General features: G+C 39.1%; 15 protein-coding genes and 1 tRNA gene. 6 read left to right on the forward strand and 10 right to left on the reverse strand.

Going from position 1 to position 19,161, the window contains the following annotated elements:
• Window positions 1–3: 3 nt before the first annotated feature.
• Window positions 4–450 (reverse strand): LytTR family DNA-binding domain-containing protein, encoded by a 447-nt coding sequence (locus D0T08_RS04060; RefSeq protein WP_158561186.1) that lies wholly within the window; start codon window positions 448–450, stop codon window positions 4–6.
• Between the two features lie 137 nt (window positions 451–587).
• On the opposite strand from D0T08_RS04060, the gene D0T08_RS04065 reads away from it, so the two are divergent.
• The gene (locus tag D0T08_RS04065) at window positions 588–4,628 is read left to right on the forward strand and encodes a two-component regulator propeller domain-containing protein (RefSeq protein ID WP_116981294.1); all 4,041 of its coding nucleotides are present in this window, start codon (window positions 588–590) and stop codon (window positions 4,626–4,628) included.
• 97 nt (window positions 4,629–4,725) lie between these two features.
• On the opposite strand, the gene D0T08_RS04070 is transcribed toward D0T08_RS04065, so the two are convergent.
• The 3 genes from D0T08_RS04070 to D0T08_RS04080 all read right to left on the reverse strand — a co-directional run bounded on the left by D0T08_RS04070 (window position 4,726) and on the right by D0T08_RS04080 (window position 8,107).
• A tRNA-Arg gene (locus D0T08_RS04070) sits at window positions 4,726–4,797 on the reverse strand.
• A 269-nt stretch (window positions 4,798–5,066) separates the two neighbouring features.
• A complete protein-coding gene (locus tag D0T08_RS04075) occupies window positions 5,067–7,418 on the reverse strand; it encodes a family 20 glycosylhydrolase (protein ID WP_116981295.1) in 2,352 nt (783 codons plus the stop codon).
• A gap of 89 nt (window positions 7,419–7,507) precedes the next feature.
• A complete protein-coding gene (locus tag D0T08_RS04080; protein ID WP_147322702.1) occupies window positions 7,508–8,107 on the reverse strand; it encodes an XAC2610-related protein in 600 nt (199 codons plus the stop codon).
• A 413-nt stretch (window positions 8,108–8,520) separates the two neighbouring features.
• Between D0T08_RS04080 and D0T08_RS04085 the strand changes: the two genes are divergently transcribed.
• Together D0T08_RS04085 and D0T08_RS04090 are read left to right on the forward strand one after the other, a co-directional pair.
• Window positions 8,521–10,116: a hypothetical protein gene (locus D0T08_RS04085; RefSeq protein WP_116981297.1), complete on the forward strand. Its 1,596-nt coding sequence runs from the start codon at window positions 8,521–8,523 to the stop codon at window positions 10,114–10,116.
• Between the two features lie 335 nt (window positions 10,117–10,451).
• On the forward strand, window positions 10,452–12,737 hold the full coding sequence (locus tag D0T08_RS04090) for an ATP-dependent helicase (protein ID WP_116981298.1): 2,286 nt from the start codon (window positions 10,452–10,454) through the stop codon (window positions 12,735–12,737).
• A gap of 52 nt (window positions 12,738–12,789) precedes the next feature.
• On the opposite strand, the gene D0T08_RS04095 is transcribed toward D0T08_RS04090, so the two are convergent.
• The 5 genes from D0T08_RS04095 to D0T08_RS04115 all read right to left on the reverse strand — a co-directional run bounded on the left by D0T08_RS04095 (window position 12,790) and on the right by D0T08_RS04115 (window position 15,315).
• A complete protein-coding gene (locus tag D0T08_RS04095) occupies window positions 12,790–13,179 on the reverse strand; it encodes a thiol-disulfide oxidoreductase DCC family protein (protein WP_116981299.1) in 390 nt (129 codons plus the stop codon).
• 4 nt (window positions 13,180–13,183) lie between these two features.
• The gene (locus D0T08_RS04100; RefSeq protein WP_116981300.1) at window positions 13,184–13,636 is read right to left on the reverse strand and encodes a cytochrome c maturation protein CcmE; all 453 of its coding nucleotides are present in this window, start codon (window positions 13,634–13,636) and stop codon (window positions 13,184–13,186) included.
• Window positions 13,633–13,839, reverse strand: coding sequence for a CcmD family protein (locus D0T08_RS04105; RefSeq protein WP_116981301.1), 207 nt, complete (start codon window positions 13,837–13,839; stop codon window positions 13,633–13,635). Before D0T08_RS04105 ends, D0T08_RS04100 begins: the two co-directional genes overlap by 4 nt.
• Before the next feature lie 38 nt (window positions 13,840–13,877).
• Window positions 13,878–14,543, reverse strand: coding sequence for a cytochrome c biogenesis protein CcsA (gene ccsA, locus D0T08_RS04110; protein ID WP_116981302.1), 666 nt, complete (start codon window positions 14,541–14,543; stop codon window positions 13,878–13,880).
• A 109-nt stretch (window positions 14,544–14,652) separates the two neighbouring features.
• Window positions 14,653–15,315, reverse strand: a complete 663-nt coding sequence (locus tag D0T08_RS04115) for a heme exporter protein CcmB (RefSeq protein WP_199538109.1) — start codon at window positions 15,313–15,315, stop codon at window positions 14,653–14,655.
• 350 nt (window positions 15,316–15,665) lie between these two features.
• Here D0T08_RS04115 and D0T08_RS04120 point away from each other — a divergent pair, with 350 nt between their 5' ends.
• The 3 genes from D0T08_RS04120 (at window position 15,666) to D0T08_RS04130 (ending at window position 18,669) form a co-directional block, all read left to right on the forward strand.
• A complete protein-coding gene (locus D0T08_RS04120) occupies window positions 15,666–15,911 on the forward strand; it encodes a FeoA family protein (RefSeq protein ID WP_116981304.1) in 246 nt (81 codons plus the stop codon).
• A 39-nt stretch (window positions 15,912–15,950) separates the two neighbouring features.
• On the forward strand, window positions 15,951–18,059 hold the full coding sequence (gene feoB, locus D0T08_RS04125; protein ID WP_116981305.1) for a ferrous iron transport protein B: 2,109 nt from the start codon (window positions 15,951–15,953) through the stop codon (window positions 18,057–18,059).
• Window positions 18,060–18,291: 232 nt separating this feature from the next.
• Window positions 18,292–18,669: a co-chaperone GroES family protein gene (locus D0T08_RS04130; RefSeq protein ID WP_116981306.1), complete on the forward strand. Its 378-nt coding sequence runs from the start codon at window positions 18,292–18,294 to the stop codon at window positions 18,667–18,669.
• On the opposite strand, the gene D0T08_RS04135 is transcribed toward D0T08_RS04130, so the two are convergent.
• Window positions 18,666–19,031 (reverse strand): thioredoxin family protein, encoded by a 366-nt coding sequence (locus D0T08_RS04135; protein ID WP_158561187.1) that lies wholly within the window; start codon window positions 19,029–19,031, stop codon window positions 18,666–18,668. The genes D0T08_RS04130 and D0T08_RS04135 overlap by 4 nt on opposite strands.
• Window positions 19,032–19,161 lie beyond the last annotated feature (130 nt).

A 19,161-nucleotide genomic window follows, 5' to 3' on the forward strand; every position in this document is an offset into this window, starting at 1 on the left:
TTCTTAGTTTGATTGTCTCATACTTCTTCGGGCCTGCTTGGTTCTCCTTCTCGAAATATGTATGAGTTCGTTATTAGCCAGCTTGATAGTAGCAGTATCTTTTTCAAAATCGACCAGATAATTAAGGTTGATAAGCGTTGAGCGGTTGGGTCTGAAAAACTGGTAGGCAGACAATCTTTTTTGTAGAATACCCAACGTAGTAGACGATAAAATCATAGTGCCATTAGCCAGATAAACCTGGGTATAGTTGCAGTCGGCCTTCAACAAAAGGATAGTATCTGGGTCAATTTTGTGGTGCCATCCAAGGCGGATCAGCACATCTTCTCTCATCAATTCCATAGCTTGGCAGTAGTGTTTTTTCGGGCTTACAAACTGTTTCAAAAGTAGCATAGGTAGCCCCGGAGGCGTGAACGCAAAAATTACAAACTTGCCCTCATTTTTTACATTCATTAAAAAAATGCGTTGTTTTTGCATTTTTCCCCAAACAAACATTCATTTTTTACCATTCAATAATTCAGCTATTGAATTGTTTTTTATTGACCTCTTATCGTATTATATTTGATTTTTTTTAAAGCCTACTTCCTTGCATGCGTCTTAAAATTGTCATACTTCTATTTCTTTCAATAGCCTGTGTTGCGCAGCAGAATCTATGGAAACCCATTACCATTGCTGATGGGCTTTCGCAAGGAATGGTTAACGACATTGTTCAGGATAGGCAGGGTTTTATGTGGGTAGCTACCAAAGATGGACTGAACAGATATGACGGCTATAATTTTAAAATATTTACGCACAATCCTTATAAGGAATATAGCATTTCGGGTAATAACTGCACACGGCTTTTAGAAGACTCAAAAGGTAGAATCTGGGTGAGTACAGAAAACGACGGGCTCAATTTATTTGACCCTCTTACTCAAAAGTTTTATCATGCCAATCCCAGAATAGCCAACAACGAACGCAACTTTGTTATCTTTTATCTGAAAGAAGATACAGCAGGCAATATCTGGGTTATTACGGATAATCCTGAAAAATCATTCTTCATTACACAAAAAGGGTATCCTGCTCAGGCAGATTTCAGTAACTGGCTTATTGAAGCCGACTTTGCTTCCAGACAAAAAACCAGTTTCAGATACGATGTTCATTCAATGAGTCTTCAAATAGCTAAATCATTCTCTATAAAAAATCATTTCCCCTCCAGTTTTGACGCGAAGATAGACCTTGAAGCCTATAAAGTTTTAGAAGATAAGCAAAAGCGCTACTGGGTAGCCGGACAAACCGCCATTCATTGCATTGTTAATAATAAAATCATCAAAACTATTCCTTTTCCAACCTCTGTTTTGGGAATTACTGTACTCAATCAGTTTGATGACGAGACTTTAACCATTTGTAATCAGGAATATCTGTGGCTTATAAAGCCTGATAAATTAATAAAAACAGCGCAATTGACTCCTGCGAATGCTTTTGCTACAATGCCCAGACTCCTTGAAGGAATGAGACAGTTTTTTAAGGATAAGAGCGACAATATATGGGCTGGCACTTTTGGTTATGGTTTATTTCGCTTCAATAAAAATGTCAAGCAGTTTCAATCGTTTCTGGCTGGTTATTCGCCAAGCCACCTTTTACAAGACAAACAGGGGCGGTTATATATACATGGCAACTACCGGCCCAAGTATAGATATTATCAGGTAGATAAAGCTCGCAATACTATATCACCAATACCCCATAGCATCGACCACCCCACTTATGTAGACAATCTGCTGATGCAGGATAGCAGGAATAATTTTTACCTGATTTATACTATCAATGGTAAAAGAGTGATGGCCTATTTTTCTACAGATTGGCAAAAGCTGAAAGAATATGAATTACCCCCCGTCTATGTGTTTGGAGGAGGCGTTTACAGTTATAAAATGCTAGAGGATAAAGACGGTAATATCTGGTTGGGTGTTACGGATGGAAACCTGATTAAGTTTAATCCTGAAACAGAAACATTTCAGGTATTTAATTACCAGCACCTGCTGCCTGAAAACAGCCTCACTGTAGAGACTTTTTCTATATATCAGGATCATAAAGACATTATCTGGATTGGTACACAAAAGGGATTAATAAAGGCCGAGGGGCTTTCGGGTAAACCCAGGTATACCATTTACAAAAACAACAAAACCGATGGGCAGAGTTTAAGCAACGATTTTGTATCGGCTATAGTAAGCGACCCCAATCAACCTGACAAATATTTGTGGGTAAGTACGAAAGGCGGAGGCCTTGAAAGACTAGATAAACAAAGTGGGAAATTTGAGCATTTTACGGAAGAACAAGGCTTACCTAATAAAGTTGTTTATGGCATATTAGTGGGCAATGATACTAATCTATGGTTATCGACTAATAGAGGTTTATCAAGATTTACCCCTAAAACGGCGGCATTTACTAATTTTAATAAATCAGATGGGTTACAGGATGATGAATTTAATACCAATTCTTACTTTAAAGCCCCAACAGGTGAATTATTTTTTGGTGGGATAAATGGCATCAACATTTTTAAAGCGTCGGATATTAATCATAGTAAAGACATACCTGTCATTAAGATTTTCGGTTTAAAAATTAACAACAAGCCTATAGAAGTCAACGATAAAGCAGCTGTGCTTGAAAAACCTATTGAATATATCCGGAAACTGGAAGTAGCGCACGAACAGAATCAGATTTCTTTAGAGTTCGGAGTTATGGACTTTACCAACCCTGTCAAAAACCGCTATCGCTATCAATTAGTAGGTCTGGACGATGATTGGGTAGAAGCAGGAACTGACCATTTTGCCAACTATGTTCAGATACCCAGTGGAACTTATACATTCAGGGTAATGGGTACGGTAAATGGTGAAGTTTGGAGTAAACCCATTGAGTTAATCATTCGTGTCAATCCGCCATTTTATCGCACGTGGTGGGCTTATCTTATTTATCTGACCCTATTCACTTATACCGTTTATCGTTTGTATAAGAACCAGTTAAAAAGGGTTCGTTTGCAGGAACAACTCATATATAAAGACAAAGAAGCGGAAAGACTGGCTGAACTGGATTCATTGAAGACCAGATTCTTTGCTAATATTTCGCACGAGTTCCGTACACCGCTAACTTTGCTGGCAGGCCCACTGTCTGATTTAAAGAAAAAATATCCTCAGGAAGGGATTGTGCATGTCATGCAACGTAACCTGAGCCGATTGCAGACCTTGATTAATCAGTTACTCGATTTATCGAAACTGGAAGCAGGGAAAATGGCTCCAAAAATTCAGCAGGCAGATTTAGCCGGTTTTCTCAAACAGCTACTGGCTTCGTTTGACTCTCTGGCAGAAAGTAAGGACATAAGCTTTGTGTATGATAAAAACGATACCAGACAGATTGCGTATTTTGATAGTGATAAAATCGAGAAAATCATTACCAATTTATTATCTAATGCTTTCAAATTTACACCTGAAGGTGGAAAGATTGCTATACAAACTACCTATACCGACACTTCGTTTACCATACAAGTACAGGACTCGGGTATTGGTATTGAACAAGAACGGCTAACGTCTATTTTTGACCGTTTCTATCAGGTTGAAGATAGTGCTTCGCTAAAAAGTTATACTCGGAATTATGAAGGAACGGGCATTGGATTGGCATTGGTAAAAGAATTAGTAGATGTATTACAGGGACAAATAAACGTTGAAAGTCAGATAAGCGTAGGTACGACCTTTACGGTCTCTATTCCGACAGATAAAGCCACGTGGGGAAAATACCTGAATAAGGAGGCTTTATTAACCGAACCTAATGTTGGTAAAATAGAGAGGTCTGATTCAGGCTATTTAACATCAAACCTTACCAACAATGAATCGATTCAACATGATTCAGAATTACCAATTCTACTGATTATTGAAGACAATACAGATTTAAGAGCTTATATCAGAAGTCATTTTGAGTTAAGCTACCAGATTGTAGAAGCGGCAGATGGACAAGAAGGTTATGAAAAAGCAGTAGAGCTGATTCCGGATTTAGTGATTTGCGATTTAATGATGCCCCGGTTAGATGGCTTTGGTTTCTGTAAACTCGTGAAATCAGATATGCGCACCAATCATATTCCGGTAATCATGCTTACCGCCAGAGCAGCGCTTGAAGACCGATTGGAAGGGCTTGAATTAGGTGCAGATGATTATCTGGCCAAGCCTTTTAATACAGATGAATTACAGATTCGGGTGCGTAACCTGATTTTTATCAGACAGGCACTGCAACAAAAATACAGTCAATCAGTTTATCAGGAACCTTTGAGCTATGAGCCCAAAGAGGATTCTTTAAACGACCAGTTTCTACAGCAACTTCATGCCATAATAGATAAGAACTTAATAAATACTGACTTTAGTGTAAATATATTGGCTGACGAAATGAATATCACGCCAAGCCAGCTAAGACGTAAATTAAAAGCCATAACCGACCAGACAATTATTGAATTTATTCGCAATTATCGTTTGCAGAAAGCGGCAAAAATGCTTCAGAATAAATATATTACGGTTTCAGAAGTAGCCTATCAGGTGGGCTTTGAAAGTATCTCGTATTTCGCAAAAGTATTTCAGGAAGTATATGGTAAAACTCCATCGGAGTGGAGTAATTGAATGAAGAAATTTACAGAATTAAGACCTCGACTGCGCATCCTGGACTATACGCCGCGCCCGCATCTAAAGTTCAGGAGACTTGTATTCTAATTAAGAGTGACCTCGCCGGGAATCGAACCCGGATCTAAAGTTTAGGAAACTTCTATTCTATCCGTTGAACTACGTGGTCTTTATATTTTTTAGTTATAGTTCAAAAGTTTAGGAAACTTCTATCGGTGCGACGCTCGCTCTATCCGTTGAACTACGTGGTCTTTATATTTTTTAGTTATAGTTCTAAAGTTCAGGAAACTTCTAGCGGTGCGACGCTCGCTCTATCCGTTGAACTACGTGGTCTTAAAATTTACGAAGATGGTTCAAGGTTGAGCCATCTTCGCACTTTAATGAATACAAATTTGATGATTTTTTTGTTTCAAATCATGAATTTTATTTAAAAATCCTTTATTCAATAGCAATTTCATCAACAAATAGCCAGGCGGGGTTGCCATTGCCCGGGTGATTGTCTGGTAGTTTGCCATAATTTTTACCAAATACTCTTACATAGCGGGCTTTTTTGCCATCTACTGCCACACCTAATTGTTGTACTGCACTACCTTTTGGAGGCGTAGCAGCCATTGGGATTTTCTTTATACTGGTAAATGTTTTACCATCATTGGAAATCGACACTTCAACTTCGGTTGGCAACATAATCCATGAATCGCTTGCTCCTTTGAAAGCAAACGATACTTTATTGACGGTCATGGACTGGCCTAAATCAACAGTTGCATCCAGGTCTTTGCCTTCAAAACCTATCCATGTGGCGCTGTTGGCGTCTTCGCCTTTTACACCATTGGTTAAGCCGTATGTTTCACCTCCAGTATAGTTTTTTGGTTGGTTCACTAAGGTGTATTTACGTCCGGTTGCTTTGTTGATAAAGAAGTATTTGGTTAATACCTTACCCAATTGTTCTCCTTTTGCAGAAAATGCGGCCGCTCTCACACTCCCATCTTTGGTAATAACTACACCTGTAGGCTGGTATAAGGCAGAGCTGGCCGTCGGCTCTGAACCATCCACTGTATATCTGATAGTGGCGGCTTTATCTACCGATTGTAATTTGATTACCACCTGGCTTTTATCATTAATGGCCGAAGAGGCGGTAATGTCAAAATAACTTTTAGCATAATTAACAGCCAGATACTTCAATCGTTCAAAATGGGTTTTCAAACGCGCAGTGAAATCGTCATAATTTTTCAATTTGGCTGAAGTCCAACCCGTTTCTGCTATGGCACAAGCACGTGGGTAAGCCATGTATTCTACATGACTTGGAGTTTGGATATATTCAGTCCAGAGATTGGCTTGTATACCTAATATATGTTTGGCCTGTTCAGGTGTTAATGCTTTTGGCGTTGGGTCATACGAATATACTTTTTCTAAAGGCAGGTAACCACCGATAGCCAAAGGCTCAGTTGAGGGGTCTGACTGATAATAGTCCAGATAACAAAAACCCGTTGGTGTCATAATGGCATCATGGTTTTGTTGAGCAGCAGCAATACCACCCTCTACCCCACGCCACGACATGATAGTTGCATTGGGAGAAATACCTCCTTCCAATATCTCATCCCAACCAATGATTTTCTTGCCTTTCGAAGTCAGGAATTTATCGAAATGTTTAATGAAATAACTTTGTAATTCGTGTTCATCCTTCAAGCCTTCTTTCTTCATTAAAGCCTGACAAAAAGCACTCTGCTTCCAGGCAGTTTTCGGGCACTCATCACCACCTATATGTACATAATCACTTGGAAATAAGGCAATCACCTCTGTCAATACATCCTCTAAAAACTTAAAGGTTGTTTCAGTCGGGCAAAAAACATCATCATGCACACCCCATATTCCAGTAACCTCAAAAGGTCCTCCTTTCAATGATTTTTCTGTACATGCCAATTCAGGGTACGAGGCAAGAGCCGCCAAAGCATGGCCCGGCATTTCTATCTCAGGAATAATAGTAATGTATTTCTTTTGAGCATAAGCAATCACCTCCTTGATTTCCTCCTGTGTATAGAATCCACCATGGGGGATCCCATCAAATTTCCATTCATTATAATGACCTTTCATGCTTTCTTTACGTTTCGAGCCTACTTCGGTCAGTTTCGGATATTTCTTAATCTCAATTCGCCAACCCTGATCGTCAGTTAAGTGCCAGTGGAAACGGTTCATTTTATGCAAAGCCAATAAATCAATATATCTTTTTACAAATGAAACCGGAAAGAAATGGCGGGCCACATCAAGCATACTACCACGGTGTCCATAACGTGGACGGTCGAAAATAGTACAAGCCGGAACAGTCAATTTTACACTTTTTTCAAGCGAGCTACTGAATATCTGTGGTGGCAGTAATTGTAATAAGCTTTGTAGGGCATAAAACTCTCCTTTGCCTGTGGCACCTGCCAATATCACACCTTTGGCGTCTGCTTTCAGAATATAGTCTTCATCGCCCAATATTTTATTCATCACCTGCTCTTTGTAGGGAGCAAAAACAATAGTTTTATTGGCAGGCACTAAAGTATTTGGTATATCTGCTTCTTCAATTAGTAATTTAATGCCTGACGTTACCACCACACGTTCAGCCAGCATTTCAGCCAGAGGTCTGATTTCAGTAGCACCTTTTGGAACCAGGATTTTTGTCTGGGCATCAATGGTAAACTCACCAGTCAGAGGAGTGAGCTCTAATGGCTTGGGGATAATGGCATATTTGTTTTGAGCAATAGTAGAAAACGCGAGGATAAGCAGGCTAAATAAGCCAAAGGCTTTTTTCATGTGCAACGTTAGGTTTTATTGATTCCTAGGCAAAAATAGGTTTTATCTCGTAAAAAAACTTCGGAGCGCCAGTGTTTTTTGAGAATGTATCAAGGTTCTTTGGGATAAGGTACAAATTTATGGCTCTTTTCAATCCACCCCTTGTCAGCAGTTAAATAATAAATATGCTCTCCTAAAGAGACTGCACTTGCATGTACGTAGGTAGTTAATGTTCGTTTAGACTTATTTATTTTAGTGGGAAAATAATTCATTGAGTCTGTTAGGTATCTGTTTAAAACAAACTTTTTGTTTTCCTGTATATAGTAATTGTAAAATACTCCACCATTCCCTCCCGAATTATTTATCACTGCAATATCATCTTTATTGTCAAAATTCAAGTCTGCAATGATAATATCCCCATAGTCATTATCGTCTCCTACCCCCTCAAAACTAACTTTAGTAGAGTATGACAAAACATGATTACATTTCTTAAAAACATCAGGGGCATAGAAAGACGGATTTATATATAAAGTATCCATTTTTTGATGAGTTAATTTATCAGATATTGTCAGATTGATCGTGCATGAATCATAAATATCATCTTTTCGCTCGAAACGCCTCAAAAATATCTTAACGTCGAATTCTTTCGATAGATCAGTATAGCTACATTGTTGTATAACCGCCTGTTGTTGCGCACTTATTTTAGTCAAATCTAGGCCTTCATTTTGGTTCGGTTTATACTTACAACCTGATGAACAGCAATACAAGAAAAGGAGTAATAATTTTAGTTTAGGTGTGTACATATTTTAGCAGATTTCAATACGCTTACAACGTTAAAGATCTGCTTTCATTGAGTAGTAACTATGATAAATATCATTAAAGGTTCACAAAATAAATCTTCATAATATAACGATTTTGTAAATCGTCAAAATTCAATAGGATTTTCTTAACCAATAATATAGCATGTGGGTTTATTACTCTCAGAAGAGACGATTTAAAAAATCGTCATACATAATAATATCCTTTTACCATCTAGTAAATTTTCGTACAGATTTTATCCCAAAATCAATCATAATAACCAAATAAGGCTGAAATTCGTTTAGTATTAAACCGTTCAGAAGCCATGAAAAAATACGTCCTATTATCTATTATAATTTGCATTAATGCCTCGCTTTCAATTGCGCAAAAAATATCAAGAGAAGAAAAGATAAAGGCCGTTGAAATGCTCTCCGATTTCTTCGGGAGACCTACACCCAGCAAAACGCCTGTACCTGATGTAATTTCAGAAAAAGGTTTGCCTGCCAATCTCAATACAGCCGATTTTGACAAAAAACTTGCCTTGTTTACCAATAGCTTTTATTTCCAGCAATCAAGTTTCAGAGATAACGAAGCGCGTATTGAGGCAGATGTATTTCATTTACCGAATATGGATTTGGTGAACGGACAGTTTCTCTGGAATAAAGCCACTACTAAAGAAGGTGGCACGCTGGAAATTGTACCCAGACCTGACCAAAACAGGATGTCTTCAATGGATTTTTTCAATGAAGTGGTTACTTATAAACCTCAAAACGGAAAAACGCTAAACACCATCGAAGGTACTTTTTCTTTTACTTATCCCACAGAGTTTAAACAGATAACCTTGACCAAAGCAGATATTGGTAAAGAAAAAGATCTTGATGGAGAAATGGTGAAGCTGCTATCAATAGAGAATGATATTGCAGTTTTTGAGATTAAACGTAAAACAGAAGATAGCCGACTGAATTATTATGCCTTAAATGCCAAAGGTGAACCACTTCAGTTAGAAGTAATACGCTCTGAAGTGCCCAAGTCTATTTATAGTATTTTAGATAAAGATGGCAAAATACCTGAAGCTAGGAAGAAAGAATTGGTTGATAAATTTGATGATTTACGCAAAGAACCTATCATCAGCTATGTAAAAGCATTGGGTACAATTGCGCAACTGGTAATTGTACAACCCAAAGGCACAAGCAGCAAAAAGATTCCGATTGTGGTACACAGGACACCAGATTTCCAACACGGTGAAACGACTTTATCCCATGAGCGATATGAAAATCTACCTACTATTAAATATGATAAAATAGCAGAAGCAGATTTAGCGAATCTGACTATCAAAGCCGATAGAACTAATGATGGTTTGAATAACCACAAAATTATTTTATCTATGCCTAATAGCTTCAATTCAGCTTTTGCCAAAGTAGAGTTTAAAGATGTGGTGGCAACAGATGCAGGAAAAAATTCTCCTTATACACCACAAGGCGCTTTCTATGACAACAAACCCAAAACCTTTAGTTTCAGACTTGACCCTCCGGGCGGCGACCAGCCTATCGATGCGGATTTAATTAAAGGTAAAGTTGAGATAACCTATCCTGTTGAAATCACCACAGAGATTTTGCCTGTCAATGCCCCTTCTGATAAATTCGAAATGAAAAATCCACTTACAGTCACGTATTTCACCAACGATGATGATTTAGATAATTCAGGTGAATTTAAACCGAAACGAGCCTATGCCGCCAATGGCATGCAATTGAAAAGAGTAGAAGGATTCTATACCGGAGGCTCAAAAGATGGCAAAAACTATATGGAATACGTTTATTGGGGCAAACCTGCCACCATTCAGATTGATAAGGCTACTAAATGGGTTACGAAAGAGATTCCTTTTTCTTTGAAGCCAGCGCCTAAGAGGCCTAAGGAGTTTTGAGGGTAAATGAATATCTCATAAACCCATGTAACGGTGAATGAATTCACCGCCTAATACAACAAAGGTCTTGTATACATAGCCGGACTTAAGTCCGGCGTACATATATAAAAATGTTCCTTTGTTATTTTAGACGCCGACCGCGACGGCGGACCGTTTTATTCGGTGAATGTAGATACATGCTTTAATTAATTCCCACTCACACTAAACATTCAATAATATTGTTATTACCTTTGTATTCTTCTCCTTGTACTATCGAAATCATTTAGAAAAGACTTGACAAAAATATATCGCCGCGATATATTTATATTTGCATTACATTTAAAGAAAGGGATTCCGTGCAGAACCAGAACAATTACTTAGATAAACTTAACCCACCCCAACGCGAAGCTGTAACTCACCCCGAAGGTCCGTTGATGATTATTGCAGGTGCAGGTTCGGGCAAAACCCGTGTATTAACCTATCGGATTGCCTGGCTTATCGAGCAGGGCGTCGACCCATTTAATATCCTGTCTTTGACTTTTACCAATAAGGCTGCTGGTGAGATGCGCCATCGTATCGAGCAGATTATTGGCGCTGATGCCAAAAATCTGTGGATGGGTACTTTCCACTCCATTTTTGCCAAAATCCTGCGTTTTGAAGGAAAAAGACTAGGCTATACTTCTGATTTTACTATTTACGATACCGATGATTCAAAGTCTTTAATACGTAGTATTATTAAAGAACTAGGACTGGATGATAAAACCTATCGCCCGAACTATGTATTGAATCGTATTTCTAATGCCAAGAATGCCTTAGTATCCTGGGAGGCTTATGTCAATAATCCGATTTATATGGAAGATGACAAAGCGGCCCGTATGCCGGAAATCGGACGATTGTATAAGACTTATCAGATGCGTTGTTTCCAGGCCAATGCCATGGATTTCGACGATTTATTGTTCAATACCAATATTCTCTTCCGCGACCATATGGATATATTGAACAAATATCAACATAAATTCAAGCATGTGCTGGTAGATGAGTTTCAGGATACTAACGTTTCGCAGTATCTCATTACCAAGAAACTCTCATCGGTACATCAGAATATCTGTGTAGTAGGCGATGATGCGCAGAGTATCTATGCTTTCCGTGGGGCAAATATCCAGAATATCCTGAATTTTAAGAGTGATTATCCCGAACTACATGTAGTTAAACTGGAGCAGAACTATCGTTCTACCAAAACGATTGTCAATGCCGCCAATTCGGTCATTGCCCGTAATAAAGAGCAGTTAGAGAAGAATGTCTTTACAGATAATGACGAAGGGCAAAAGATTGAGGTAATCAAGGCGGCATCCGATAACGAAGAAGCACGTTTGATAGCTACCAGTATCTTTGAAGCGAAAAATAACGAGGGACTTAAAAACAGTGAATTTTCGATTCTTTATCGTACCAATGCCCAATCCAGAGCATTTGAGGAGGCTTTAAGGAAAATCAATATCAAGTACCGTATCGTTGGAGGTTTATCTTTCTACCAACGGAAAGAGATTAAGGACTTATTAGCTTATCTGCGCTTTACGGTTAATCAGAATGATGAAGAAGCTTTTAAGCGGATTATCAACCTGCCCAAAAGAGGCATCGGAGATACAACAGTTGCCAAAATCGTAGTAACAGCCGCTGAAAACAACCGCTCGGTGTGGGAGGTAGTAAGTAATATTAGCCAGTTTGTAGCCGGGCGTGCCGGACAAGCGATTGATGATTTTGCAACCTTGATTAAGAGTTTCAAAATCATGATTGATGAGGGCAAAGATGCGCACACCGTTGCCGCATACATTGCCAAAACCTCGGGTATTCTTCGCGAATTGTATGAAGATAAAACCGTAGAGGGACTATCACGATACGAAAACGTACAAGAGTTACTCAACTCAGTAAAGCAATTCGTTGACAATCCTGAAAATGAAGAAAAAACCTTAAGTGCCTTTTTGCAGACCGTTACCCTCATGACCTCGGCCGACCAGGAAGATGAAGATGGCGACCATGAGCGTGTAACTTTAATGACCATTCACGGTGCAAAAGGATTGGAGTTTAAATACGTGTACATTGTCGGTATGGAAGAAAACCTCTTCCCATCACAGATGATGTTGCAAAACCGTACCGATCTGGAAGAAGAGCGCCGGTTATTCTATGTAGCAATCACGAGAGCAGAAAAGAAACTGACTTTAAGTTATGCTGAAACACGTTATAACTATGGTCGGTTAAACTACTGTGAACCAAGTCGTTTCTTAGAAGAAATCGATAAGAACTTTTTGCAGATGTCGAAAAGCCGCTCGGTTTCTTTTGACGATTCCCCAACCCGAAACGACCGTCCGACTTCTACCCTATCATTTGCCAAGAAAGAGAGCATTATCTCTAACCTGAAACCTGTGCAAAAGGCGGTGCCTGCTCCGCAGCATACGCCAACAGGCGATTTCGTGGCGAGTGATACCAGTAGCCTGAAAGAGGGAGATAAAGTAGAACACCCGAAATTCGGCTTTGGTATGGTAAAGAGAATGGATGTGAATGGGACTGACAGAAAAGCAACGATTGTATTTGATGGACAAGGCGAAAAGACTTTGTTATTGAGCTTTGCTAAGTTGAGGATATTGTAGGAGTTTCTCCATAAAACCAGAAAGTCTGTTCAAATGAACAGACTTTCTGGTTTTATAAGAATCTAGCTCTCAATTCAGGTGTTGGAAGCCTACAGGCATCCATCTTACCCATAAACCGATAGCGGTTTTTAGCTACTATATCATAAACAAAATCACGGATAAACTTCGGGACTATTTTAAACCCATATAAAAGTTTCCACAGTCCATTCATATGGCGGGCTATTTCTAGTGCCGCGTCAGATTTCTGATAGAGTTTACCGTCTTTCTCCAGTATCACACTATCAAATTCGGTTATAGAAGTTATGTGGTGCTTTTCTAGAATTTCTCTTCCGGGTTCTGATTGCAAGGCGGCAAATTTAAACAGACCTTTCTTGTCTCTGTCAATCAGAAAATTGATGGAGGCATTACAGAAATTACAAACACCATCAAACAGAATTACCATGTTTTTATGGATTTTGCATCGAAACCGCTGGTTTGCTTTCTTCTGCTTCCAGATTATTATTGTTGTATTTCGATGGACATTTTAATAAAATTTGTTCGGCACGGAAAACCTTGTTCTGAATATCCATGCTACCCACTACCACCACTTTCTCCGATTTATCCAGATCCTGTGGTTTTGGTTGGTTATAAATTACTCTTTCTTCACGATTCAGTGAGTCAATCATCGTAAATTGAAAACTATTCGGGTCAGCCACAGGGTCATATATCATACCGACAACATTTCCCTGCGCATCTTTCTTTAAACTACCAACTACGTGGATAGACTTATTGTTTCCATCTTTTGCTAATTCTTCAGCTTCGCTGAACCCAACATAAGTACTGGCGTCTCCCACCGTAGAGATAATAATTCCAACAGCTACCGCAATTACTGCCAATGCGATAATATGTGATTTTTTCATAAACCTTTTTCTATTTTACTAATCTTTCTATCTAACAAAACTAAATACCCAATAATTCCCGCAAAAACTACAGCAATTACTGCTACAACTACCCAAATCTTCCCGTCTTGACGCATTTTATCAGCCATTTCTACTTCCTGTTGGGCAAATAGATTGGTTGTGAAAAGGAGTGTCAAGGTTAAAAGTGCTAATATTTTTTTCATGTATATCAATATATTTAATCAAAAATTACTCGTTAAAACTAAAACTGCTCAGCTTTCAATCTTTTAATAACTCTCAGTCTGATTCTTAAACTAGTTATCCAGACACCTAAAAGTGTCCAGCCGATGATAGCCGGGTAGAATACCATTCTTACGCGGTTATCCATATCATATTTACCAAAGGCAGGGTTACCACCATTACCTGGATGCAATGAGTCTGTCAGACGTGGTAATATCCATACCAAAGGCATAAAGGCCGCAAAAGCGATAATATTATAAACGGCTGATAAACGACCTCTTTTCTGTTCGTCTTCAAATGAGCTTCTCAGAATGAAATAAGCCGCGTATATTAACAAACCTACTTCAACGGCAATCAGTTTCGGGTCTTTTGGTAGTGGGTCGCCCCAGGTATAATTACCCCAAACAGCTCCGGTTGCAAAGCCTAAAACGCCGTACAGCATGGCTGTATTGGCAAATTCAGCTGAATATTCATCGTGCGCTATATTTCCACCTCTCAGGTATTTGATCGCAAACCATGCAGAAGCTACCATCAGGGTCATCATACCAAACCACAAAGGCACATGAAAATAGACATTACGCAGTGTTTCGTTCAGGATAGGCTGGCGAGGAATGGCGCCGATTAGCCCTTGTATAATCGTGTAGAACAAAATCACTACACAAAGAATTTTCCACCAAGATTGTTTCATAAGTCAATCGTGAATTAGCGAATGGTGAATTAGCGGCCGCCACACAGCGAATAAATAAGCTAATTCATATCAGACACTTATTATAATAAAAACAGTTTTTTCAAATTCGTTAGCTTCTCCATAAATACGGAAAAAGCAAATAGCTGATACTTACAACTATGGCATCAATAGCCAGTAAGATTCCGATTTCGTCATAGCTTGTCTCCCACCCCAGACCGTCCATCGCACTTTTCGATAGCTTGATAATCATCATCAACATCGGTAGAATAACCGGGAAACTCAGAATAGCCATGAGTGTTGAAGTATTCTCGGCTTTTGAGGCTATTCCAGCTACCATTGTCAGGGAAGTAGAAAAACCTATAGACCCTAACAGGATACTTACCAGATACATCGGCAGGTTACCGACCGGATTCCCTAGCATAACCACATAAATCAAAAAACCCAATAACGACAATACTAACATCAACAAGGTATTATATATTATCTTAGATATAATAATTCCTTGCGGACTGGCTATCGTATAGTAATAGAGTTGTCTGCCTGCGCCCTCTTGTGTAAAACTTTTGGTGATGGAATTAACAGCGGTAAACAATAAAATAATCCAGAAGAGGGTATTCCAGGTAATAGGCTCAATATTGTTAACTTTTAGCGTAAAACTAAGATAGCACACAAAAACCGTACTGACAATATATAGAAGCATCCCGTTAAGCGCATATTTCTGACGCCATTCTAAACGGATTTCTTTTTCTATAAGTGCTTTGATTTCTTGCATGTACTGAACCACGATTGCCTTGTCGTACCTATCGTGGGGCAAAGGTACTATGCAAACGATTAGGATTTTATGATTTTAATTCTTTTTTTAAAGTTTTTGCTTAAGAATTTTTATATCCAATAGCTTACTTTCAAAGTAAAACAGTAAAAAACTAATTATAGCTACAAAGTACACTATAGACATGATGCTATACAATTGGTTTATCAACTGATTGAGTAAATTATGGTATCCCCTGTATTTTACGTTAAATGAATTGCGGCCCTTTATGACAGTATTGTTAAAAATCATTTTTATTTCCGAACAAAAACTAGTAAACTTGCGTTTTATTTAAAATTATTCTAAATAAGGAAATGGTAAAATTTCCCGAAAAAACTGTTGCAGACCTAAACATCGGAGAGAAAGGGATTATTAATACTTTCAAAGACCCAGCTATGTCGTTGAAATTATTAGAGATGGGTTGTTTGCCCGGAACTGAAGTAACATTAGATTTCATTGCTCCATTAGGTTGCCCCGTAGGTATAAGAGTGGCGGGATATCATCTTTCTCTAAGAAAACGTGAGGCGGCAACTATCGTATTAAAACCCAATCAGGCATAAGACAACCAATGGCTTGATTATTAAAATTCTGGATTTAATGTGAAAGAGAAAAAAGTTATAGCCCTGCTGGGTAATCCTAATGCAGGTAAGTCTTCTTTATTTAATCAACTGACGGGACTCCGACAAAAAATCGGGAACTTCCCCGGTGTTACGGTTGATAAAAAAATAGGCTTCTGCCGTTTAGATGCCAAAACTGATATTGAAATTCTTGACTTACCCGGTACTTATAGTATTTACCCTAATTCGTTGGACGAACAGGTTGTATTAGAAGTATTGGCGAATCCTCAACACCCTGAATATCCTGATGTAGCCGTAGTAGTAGCCGATGCCTCAAACCTGAAACGCAATATGCTATTGTTTGAGCAGGTAAGCGATTTAGGAATCCCAACGATTCTCGCCCTGAATATGCTGGATGTAGCGGAGGAAATGGGCATTTCCATTAATTCGGGTAAACTTTCAAAAATACTGGGTGTGCCGGTAGTAGAGTTAAACGCCCGTCAGGGTATTGGGATCGATGGTTTGAAATATACGATTCTGAACCAACTTGAATCGAAAAAGACACACGTTAATCCGCCTATTCTTGATGAAAAATCGGAAGTTATAGCCTCTGAGGTTCGCAAGAAATATAATATTTCCAATAAATACCTGGCCATGCAATATGCGGCTCAGTCGCCTAAGATGATGTTTCTAGGTGATGATGCCCAGAAGGACCTACAGGCGTTGGTGGAGAAATACAACTTCAATGCTGATGCTTTTCAATCAGCCGAAACTATAGACCGTTATCATGACATTAGTGGCACACTGACTCAAGTAATCCATGAAACAGGTGAACAGAAAGAAACGATCTCAGAGAAAATCGATAAAATATTGCTCCATCGTATCTGGGGATACGCCATTTTCTTAAGCATTCTGTTCCTGATTTTTCAATCCGTTTTCTCACTGGCTGAATATCCGATGGATTTGATTGATGGAAGTGTAGCTGGGTTGAATGATTGGCTGAAATCGGTGTTACCTGACAGTGTTTTAGTAAGTCTATTAACCGATGGATTAATTGCCGGCGTGGGCGGTGTGGTTATCTTTATTCCACAGATTGCCTTTTTATTTGCTTTTATATCGATTCTGGAAGAGTCGGGCTACATGGCGCGGGTGGTAGTTTTAATGGATAAACTCATTCGTCGTTTTGGTATGAGCGGGAAATCGGTAGTCCCATTGATTTCAAGTATGGCCTGTGCCGTACCTGCTATTATGTCGGCTCGCACGATCGGTAGCTGGAAAGACCGCCTGATTACCATTATGGTTACACCATTAATGAGTTGTTCTGCCAGATTACCTATTTATACAATTCTGATAGCCTTAGTGGTGCCGGATACCAAAGTATTAGGTATTTTCAACCTGCAAGGCATTGCTTTGATGGGCTTATATCTTTTAGGTTTCTTCTCTGCTCTGGTAGCAGGCTGGATTATGAAACTGATTCTGCAATCGAAAGAACGAAGTTACTTTATCATGGAATTGCCTACCTACAAAATGCCACGTTGGAAACAGGTAGGGTTTATGATTCTGGAAAAAGTAAAAACTTTTGTTTTTGAAGCCGGAAAAGTAATTGTGGCTATTTCGATATTATTGTGGGTACTGGCTTCTTATGGCCCGGGCAGTGAAATGGAGCAGGCCGAGAAACAGGTGATTGCTGCCAATCCAACCCAGACGCAAGAAGAATTGGCTTCAAAAATAGCCTCTGTGAGATTGGAAAGTTCTTATGCAGGACATTTCGGTAAATTCATTGAGCCTGCTATTGCACCCTTAGGCTACGACTGGAAAATCGGTATTGCCTTGATTACTTCTTTTGCCGCCCGTGAGGTATTTGTAGGAACGGTTTCAACCATTTATAGCATTGGAGCTGACCCGGAAGACGAGTCGACCATTAAAGAAAGACTACGCAATGAGGTGAATGCCAATACGGGTCAAAAGACTTTTTCGATAGCTACTTCGTTTTCATTACTGATATTTTATGTATTTGCCATGATGTGTATGAGTACCATTGCCACGGTTTATCGTGAAACCAAAGGCTGGAAATGGCCGCTTATTCAGTTGGGTTATATGTCGGTGCTGGCTTATGTGGCGGCATTGGTAGTTTATCAGGTTTTGAAATAAAACTTTTTCTCAAACATTTGCGTTTGCTTCTCACATGACTTCCTGAAACCAGTTCGGGAGGTTTCATATTTTTCCATAATTTTGCATTTTAATAGAGTTGTGCCACAATGTACACCAGGGGCATAGGACACCTAGTCGATGTGACCGAATAGTAATAATTGTGAAACAGTGCTACATAGTGTACATTGTGGCAAAAATATATTTAGTCTAATCCCATTTATTTTCATCATTTATGATTGGCGTAACAGCAGATAACAAATTAAAAAGACTGATTGTAGTAGGCGATAAAGTGTTGGTAAAACCAAATAATCCTTCTGACAAAACCAATTCGGGTTTATACCTTCCCCCTACCGTAACCGAAAAAGAAGAAGTGCAAACAGGCTACATCATTAAGGTTGGGCCGGGCTACCCGTTACCGCAACAAACCGAAGACGAGCCCTGGAAAGAAACCGAAGAAAAGGTAAAATATATGCCTCTACAGGCGCAAGAGGGTGATTTGGCTATTTACTTACAGCGCCATGCCATTGAGGTAATGTATGAGGGCGAAAAATATGTTATTCTACCTCAGGCGTCTATTCTGATGTTAGAACGTTTTGAAGATTTAGCTTAATTTGTCGTCGCGCGTTTAGCGGCAAAATCAGCTTCGTCCATTAACATCTGCGAGGGCATTACACCCTCTATTCGATGGAGAACTTTTCCTTCGGGAGCAATAAACAGGTAAGTGGGGTAAGCCCCTACTTTATAAAGATTTCTGACTACCTGTCCCTCGGAAGTATCTCCATCGACTTTAAAATTGACAAATTGCTTATTGAATTTCTCTACCACACGGGCATCGGCAAAAGTATGCTCGTCCATCCACTTACATGGCCCGCACCAGGTGGCATACACATCTACAAAAATAATCTGATTTTTAGCTTTGGCATCTGCCAATATCTGCTGCATACTTCTTTCCTGCCCTTTGATAAATTTCATTTGAGCGTGAGCAAAGTTTAGGTTTCCAAGTAATAATATCCAGACCAGGTGATTCTTCATATGGCTTTGTATAATTTTACAAAGCTAATGAAAATATTTACCATTTGTAGAGACGACTTTTAGGCGTCTC

It is taken from the genome of Emticicia sp. C21 (assembly GCF_003418935.1).
Classification (GTDB): Bacteria; Bacteroidota; Bacteroidia; order Cytophagales; family Spirosomataceae; genus Emticicia.

Coding starts and splice junctions, on each gene's coding strand:
- D0T08_RS04060 (WP_158561186.1), bottom strand. CDS start 450: ATGAATGTAAAAAATGAGGGCAAGTTTGTAATTTTTGCGTTCACGCCT.
- D0T08_RS04065 (WP_116981294.1), top strand. CDS start 588: ATGCGTCTTAAAATTGTCATACTTCTATTTCTTTCAATAGCCTGTGTT.
- D0T08_RS04075 (WP_116981295.1), bottom strand. CDS start 7,418: ATGAAAAAAGCCTTTGGCTTATTTAGCCTGCTTATCCTCGCGTTTTCT.
- D0T08_RS04085 (WP_116981297.1), top strand. CDS start 8,521: ATGAAAAAATACGTCCTATTATCTATTATAATTTGCATTAATGCCTCG.
- D0T08_RS04095 (WP_116981299.1), bottom strand. CDS start 13,179: ATGGTAATTCTGTTTGATGGTGTTTGTAATTTCTGTAATGCCTCCATC.
- D0T08_RS04100 (WP_116981300.1), bottom strand. CDS start 13,636: ATGAAAAAATCACATATTATCGCATTGGCAGTAATTGCGGTAGCTGTT.
- D0T08_RS04105 (WP_116981301.1), bottom strand. CDS start 13,839: ATGAAAAAAATATTAGCACTTTTAACCTTGACACTCCTTTTCACAACC.
- ccsA (WP_116981302.1), bottom strand. CDS start 14,543: ATGAAACAATCTTGGTGGAAAATTCTTTGTGTAGTGATTTTGTTCTAC.
- D0T08_RS04115 (WP_199538109.1), bottom strand. CDS start 15,315: ATGCAAGAAATCAAAGCACTTATAGAAAAAGAAATCCGTTTAGAATGG.
- D0T08_RS04120 (WP_116981304.1), top strand. CDS start 15,666: ATGGTAAAATTTCCCGAAAAAACTGTTGCAGACCTAAACATCGGAGAG.
- D0T08_RS04130 (WP_116981306.1), top strand. CDS start 18,292: ATGATTGGCGTAACAGCAGATAACAAATTAAAAAGACTGATTGTAGTA.
- D0T08_RS04135 (WP_158561187.1), bottom strand. CDS start 19,031: ATGAAATTTATCAAAGGGCAGGAAAGAAGTATGCAGCAGATATTGGCA.